Annotated in this window: 4 protein-coding genes; 3 read left to right on the top strand and 1 reads right to left on the bottom strand. The window is 72.0% G+C overall.

Translation table 11 applies throughout. The features are described from left to right. The first annotated feature begins 43 nt into the window (after positions 1-43). Together ACOJSN_RS12285 and ACOJSN_RS12280 are read left to right on the top strand one after the other, a co-directional pair. Positions 44-742 (top strand): DUF2993 domain-containing protein, encoded by a 699-nt coding sequence (locus ACOJSN_RS12285; RefSeq protein ID WP_420112787.1) that lies wholly within the window; start codon positions 44-46, stop codon positions 740-742. Continuing rightward, entirely contained in the window at positions 743-1,657 is a 915-nt protein-coding gene (locus ACOJSN_RS12280; protein WP_420112786.1) for a DUF3626 domain-containing protein, read from the top strand. A 169-nt stretch (positions 1,658-1,826) separates the two neighbouring features. Here the strand turns inward: ACOJSN_RS12280 and ACOJSN_RS12275 are convergent, their stop codons facing one another. Then, positions 1,827-3,926, bottom strand: coding sequence for an LpqB family beta-propeller domain-containing protein (locus tag ACOJSN_RS12275; RefSeq protein WP_420112785.1), 2,100 nt, complete (start codon positions 3,924-3,926; stop codon positions 1,827-1,829). Between the two features lie 102 nt (positions 3,927-4,028). Between ACOJSN_RS12275 and ACOJSN_RS12270 the strand changes: the two genes are divergently transcribed. Then, a complete protein-coding gene (locus ACOJSN_RS12270; protein WP_420112784.1) occupies positions 4,029-4,184 on the top strand; it encodes a hypothetical protein in 156 nt (51 codons plus the stop codon). Positions 4,185-4,277: the final 93 nt, after the last annotated feature.

Genomic DNA, 4,277 nt, shown 5'->3' with positions numbered 1-4,277 from the left:
ACGCTCGCCTTCCTGCGCGAGCACCTCGGCTAGGTTGAGCCGCATGAAGCAGCGGGGGCGTGTGAAGTCGTTCATCGCCGTCCTCATCGCGCTCGGCATCCTCGTCGGGGCGGGATACCTGGGCGATCGGTGGGTCCGCTCGGAGATCGAGTCCAGGGCCGAGTCCACGATCCTCGACGCGGTTCCCGGGCTGGACGCCGAGCTGGACGCCGAGCTCGGCGGCCGGTTCGCCACACCGCAGCTGATCGCGGGCGAGCTCGAGACGATCACGATCACCTCCCCCGCAGCCACGATCGACGGGTTCACGCTCACCGACGTCCACATCGTCGCCACCGGTGTCCCGATCCGCGGCTCCGGCTCCGTGGACGAGGTGCACGCCACGGCCACAGCCCCGATCGAGACCGTGCTGGCAGCGGTGGAGCGCCGAGTGGACCTCCCCGAGGGCGTCACGCTCGAGCTGCGCGACGGTGAGATCGCGGCCGTCGCCACGGTGCTCGGGGTGGAGCTGGAGGCGTATGTGACGCTGGCGCCGCAGCCGAGGTCGATCACGATCGAGCTGGACCGCCTGGTGCTGGGCGGCGCAACCGTGTCCGCCGCGGACGTCCCGCTCGACCTCAGCGGCCTGCTGGGCGTCACCGCCGTGGACCTCGACATGCTGCCCGAAGGGCTCGAGGTGACCGAGCTCGAGGTCACACCCGGCGGTATCGACGTGGTGCTGGCCGGTTCCGGCATCTCGATCTGAGTGCATCGCAGCGACACGAACCGCGCGCACCACGCGGTCGACCACGTGCACAGCCTGGCGAGCAGCACACCGACGAGCCTCGCCGACGTCCTCGCGCGCGCCCGCGTCACGGTCACGTTCCACCCCGACCGCCCGGGTCAGGACGGTCGCACAGCCGCCGCAGGAATGGCCGCCGACGGCGTCTACCGCACCCAGTTCGAGACCGGCACCTCCTCGGGTGGTCTCGAGAGCGTGCTTCGCGGTGCTCGCTCGGGCTGGGAGCGTGTCATGTTCGCCGGTGCGTACGACGGCGCAGCCCCGGCCGAGCGGCCGCGTTACGGCGGTCTCGACCTCCTTCCGTACCCGAACGGAGCCTGCCCGCGGTTCGGCTCCACGCATCTGCGGCTGCGCTCACACGTGCTGAACCGGTGCACGTTCAGCTGGGGCGACAGCGTGACCGAGCCGAGCGCCGTCGGCACCTGGGACCGGTTGGGCCGGGTGCTGGCTGCCGCCGCTTCCGCGGGAGCGCCCGAGGTGAGCGGGCGCGCCCGCGTCGGTGCCGATCGGGTCGATGGCGACATCATCGAGGCCCAGGTCCACGGCGGCCTCCACCTGCGAGACGTCGAGGCCGTGGTGACCGACCCCGCCTACCGGGGCACCGCCGTCGAGCATGATCTCCGGCACGCGTGCGAGCGCTTCGGCGCGAGACTCGAGTGGCATACGGGCTACGCGCTCCCGGCGGCCGACCTCGACCCCGAGTTCCGCGGGCCTGAGCCGATCGAGCTCGCGCGAGCGATCGCCGAGCGGTTCGCGCGCGACGCGCTCGACCCGGAGCTGCTCGGCCGCGCCGCGGCAGCGATGGCAGTCGACCCGCAACACCTCAAGTACGTCTGGCACCACCTGGCCGCGTTCGGCTACCCCGCCCACCGCGCCTGACCGGCCCGACCACCCCGGTTTCAACGCTCTTTCGGCACACACCGGCTTTCAACGCGATTCCGGCAGCGGTTGCCGTGGCTTCTCCGCTGCGGCGGCCGGTGGTCTCGTCGCCGAAACAGCAACGAAAGGCGGCGTGTGCCGAAAGAGCGTTGAAAGCTGGGGTGCCAGCTCAGCCGAGGCTCTCCGGGTAGGCCGCCGCCTCGCCGAGGACGTGCTCGCCGAGGTAGGCGAGCACCACCTGGTACCAGATCTTCGCGTGCTGCGGGGTGAGGATCCAGTGGTTCTCGTCGGGGTAGTAGAGGAAGCGGTGCGGTGTGGCGCCGTTCTCGTCCGCGGGCAGCCCGGAGGAGGACAGCAGCTCGTACCAGAGCCGCAGCCCCTCGCCGATCGGGACCCGGTAGTCCTTGTCGCCGTGGATCACCAGCATCGGGGTGCGGATCTCGCCCACGAACCGGTGCGGCGAGTTCGCCTGGGCCATCTCCGGGGTCATCTCCCGGCCCCAGTAGTACGCGGCATCGGTAGTGAAGCCGAAGCCATCGAGCGCCCACAGGCTCGCGTGCGTGACGATCGCCGTGAAGCGGTCGGTGTGCCCCGCGACCCAGTTCGCCATGTAGCCGCCGAAGGAGCCGCCCATCGCGGCGGTCCGGGTCTCGTCGATCTCGGGCAGCTGCTCGGCAGCGTCGGTCGCTGCCATCAGGTCGGTGAAGGGTGCCGCTCCCCACGCGCCCCAGCCGCGTTGGATGAAGTCCTGGCCGTACCCGGTGGACAGCGCCGGGTCCGGCAGCAGCACCGCGTAGCCCTGCGCGACCAGCAGCCACGGGCACCAACGCCACGACCACGCGTTCCACGAGCCCAGCGGGCCGCCGTGGATCCACAGCGCAAGCGGTGCCGGGCTCTCGGCCGACGCGCCCTCAGGCAGCGCGAGCCAGGACCGGACCCGGGTGCCATCGGCGGCGGTGGTCTCGACCTCGCGCAGCGTGCCGGGCAGCGCCGGGCGCTCGACCGGGCTCGGCAGCGACGTCACCTCGCCGGTGGCGAGGTCGATCCGGACCGGCTCGGACGGGAATGCGTACGAGCTGCGCAGCGCGAACGCGGTCGCGCCGTCGGCGCTCACGACGACGTCGGCATAGGCCGCGTCGTCGGTCGTGATCCTGCTGGGCTCACCTCCGTCGAGCGGGACACGGAAGATCGGCGAGCGGCCGTCGTGGTCAGCCACGACGAGCAGGAAGTCGGCTTCCGGGACCCAGCTGATCGCGCCGGGCCACCGGTCCCAGCCCTCGGCAAGCTGCCGCGGGTCGGAGCCGTCGATGCCGGCCACCCAGAGGCCCTCGGTCGGCGCCTCGTGCGGCGTGGTGAGGGTCTCGCGGATGTAGGCGACGCGGGTGCCGTCGGGGCTGATCCGGGCGCCGCCCACGTCCGCGCCCTCGTCGTCGATCACCGTGGTGCGCGTGCCGGTGGCCACATCGATCGTGACCAGCACCGAACGCACCGAGCCACGGGCCTGCGCGATGCGCAGGCTCGAGACGATCGTGGCGCCGTCGGCGCTGAGGTCCTGGCCGGCCTCGACCAGGCCGGCGCCGACGTCGGGAGTGAGGTCGCGCAGCTCGAGCGGGGCGTCCACGTCGCGGTCCTCGCCCACGGGCTCGGCCGCGGCATCGACGACCTCGGGACTCAGGTCGCCGGCGAACAGCCGGGGCGCGTCGGGACCGAGGTCGTGGTCCCAGTACCGAATCGGGTAGCCACTGTGCAGGATCGCGGCGACCTTGTTGTCCTCGCGCAGGTCCCGCAGCCGCTGCTCGGACTCCTCGTCCGTGGCGCTGGGCAGCGTGCCCGCACCGACGATCACGCTCGAACCCTCGCGCGCGGCCCGCACCGAGGAGACCCCGGCAGGTCGCTGGGCCAGCAGGCGCGCCTCGCCACCGCCCGCGGGCAGCAGCCAGAGGGCCGGCTTCGCCTTGTCCTCGCCGGTCTCACCGTGCGCACGCTTGGCGACGAACAGCAGGTCCCCGGCGGCGGTGAACGCCGCCTGACTCTCCCCCTTCGCACCGCGAGTCAGCCGCCTGGCCGGTGCTGCGCCGTCGGGGTCGATCTCCCAGAGCGCGGTGACATAGCCGGTGCTCTTGGCGTCGAGCGTGGTGACCCCGGTGACGAGCCGGCAGCCATCGGGAGACAGCGCGAGCGAGCCCAGCCGCGCCAGTCCGACATAGGTGTCGAGATCGTGGAAGGGGGTCGCGGGAGCCGCGCTGTCGGTGGTCGCGTTGACACTCATGCGTCGTTCCTACCACCCGCAGCCGACAGCCCGCTGTATCAGGAGCGCCGCAGCCCGCTCCTCGCCAGCGAGAGGGGTCACTGCACCGAAGGAGAGACGACCATGACATCCGCCACGCTGGCCCACGAGCTCGATGAGGACCACCTCGACCTGTCACCGGAGGTGATGTGTTCGTTGATGCGTCGTCGAGCACGCAACGCCGCGATGTCCGCCGCCGGATCGACGTCGGGAGAAGCCGGATCCGGTGCCCGACGCTGACTGCACGCGGCGCGGTGCGATCAGGTCGGCTTGGTCCACTCGATCGTGTGGCGGAATCCGAGGCGGCGGCGCAGCCGGGCGCCGGGGAGCTCA

This window comes from Pseudactinotalea sp., assembly GCF_048594945.1.
GTDB lineage: Bacteria > Actinomycetota > Actinomycetes > Actinomycetales > Beutenbergiaceae > Pseudactinotalea.
This window is presented reverse-complemented; position numbering and strand designations above follow the sequence as displayed.

Coding starts and splice junctions, on each gene's coding strand:
- ACOJSN_RS12270 (WP_420112784.1), top strand. CDS start 4,029: ATGACATCCGCCACGCTGGCCCACGAGCTCGATGAGGACCACCTCGAC.
- ACOJSN_RS12275 (WP_420112785.1), bottom strand. CDS start 3,926: ATGAGTGTCAACGCGACCACCGACAGCGCGGCTCCCGCGACCCCCTTC.
- ACOJSN_RS12285 (WP_420112787.1), top strand. CDS start 44: ATGAAGCAGCGGGGGCGTGTGAAGTCGTTCATCGCCGTCCTCATCGCG.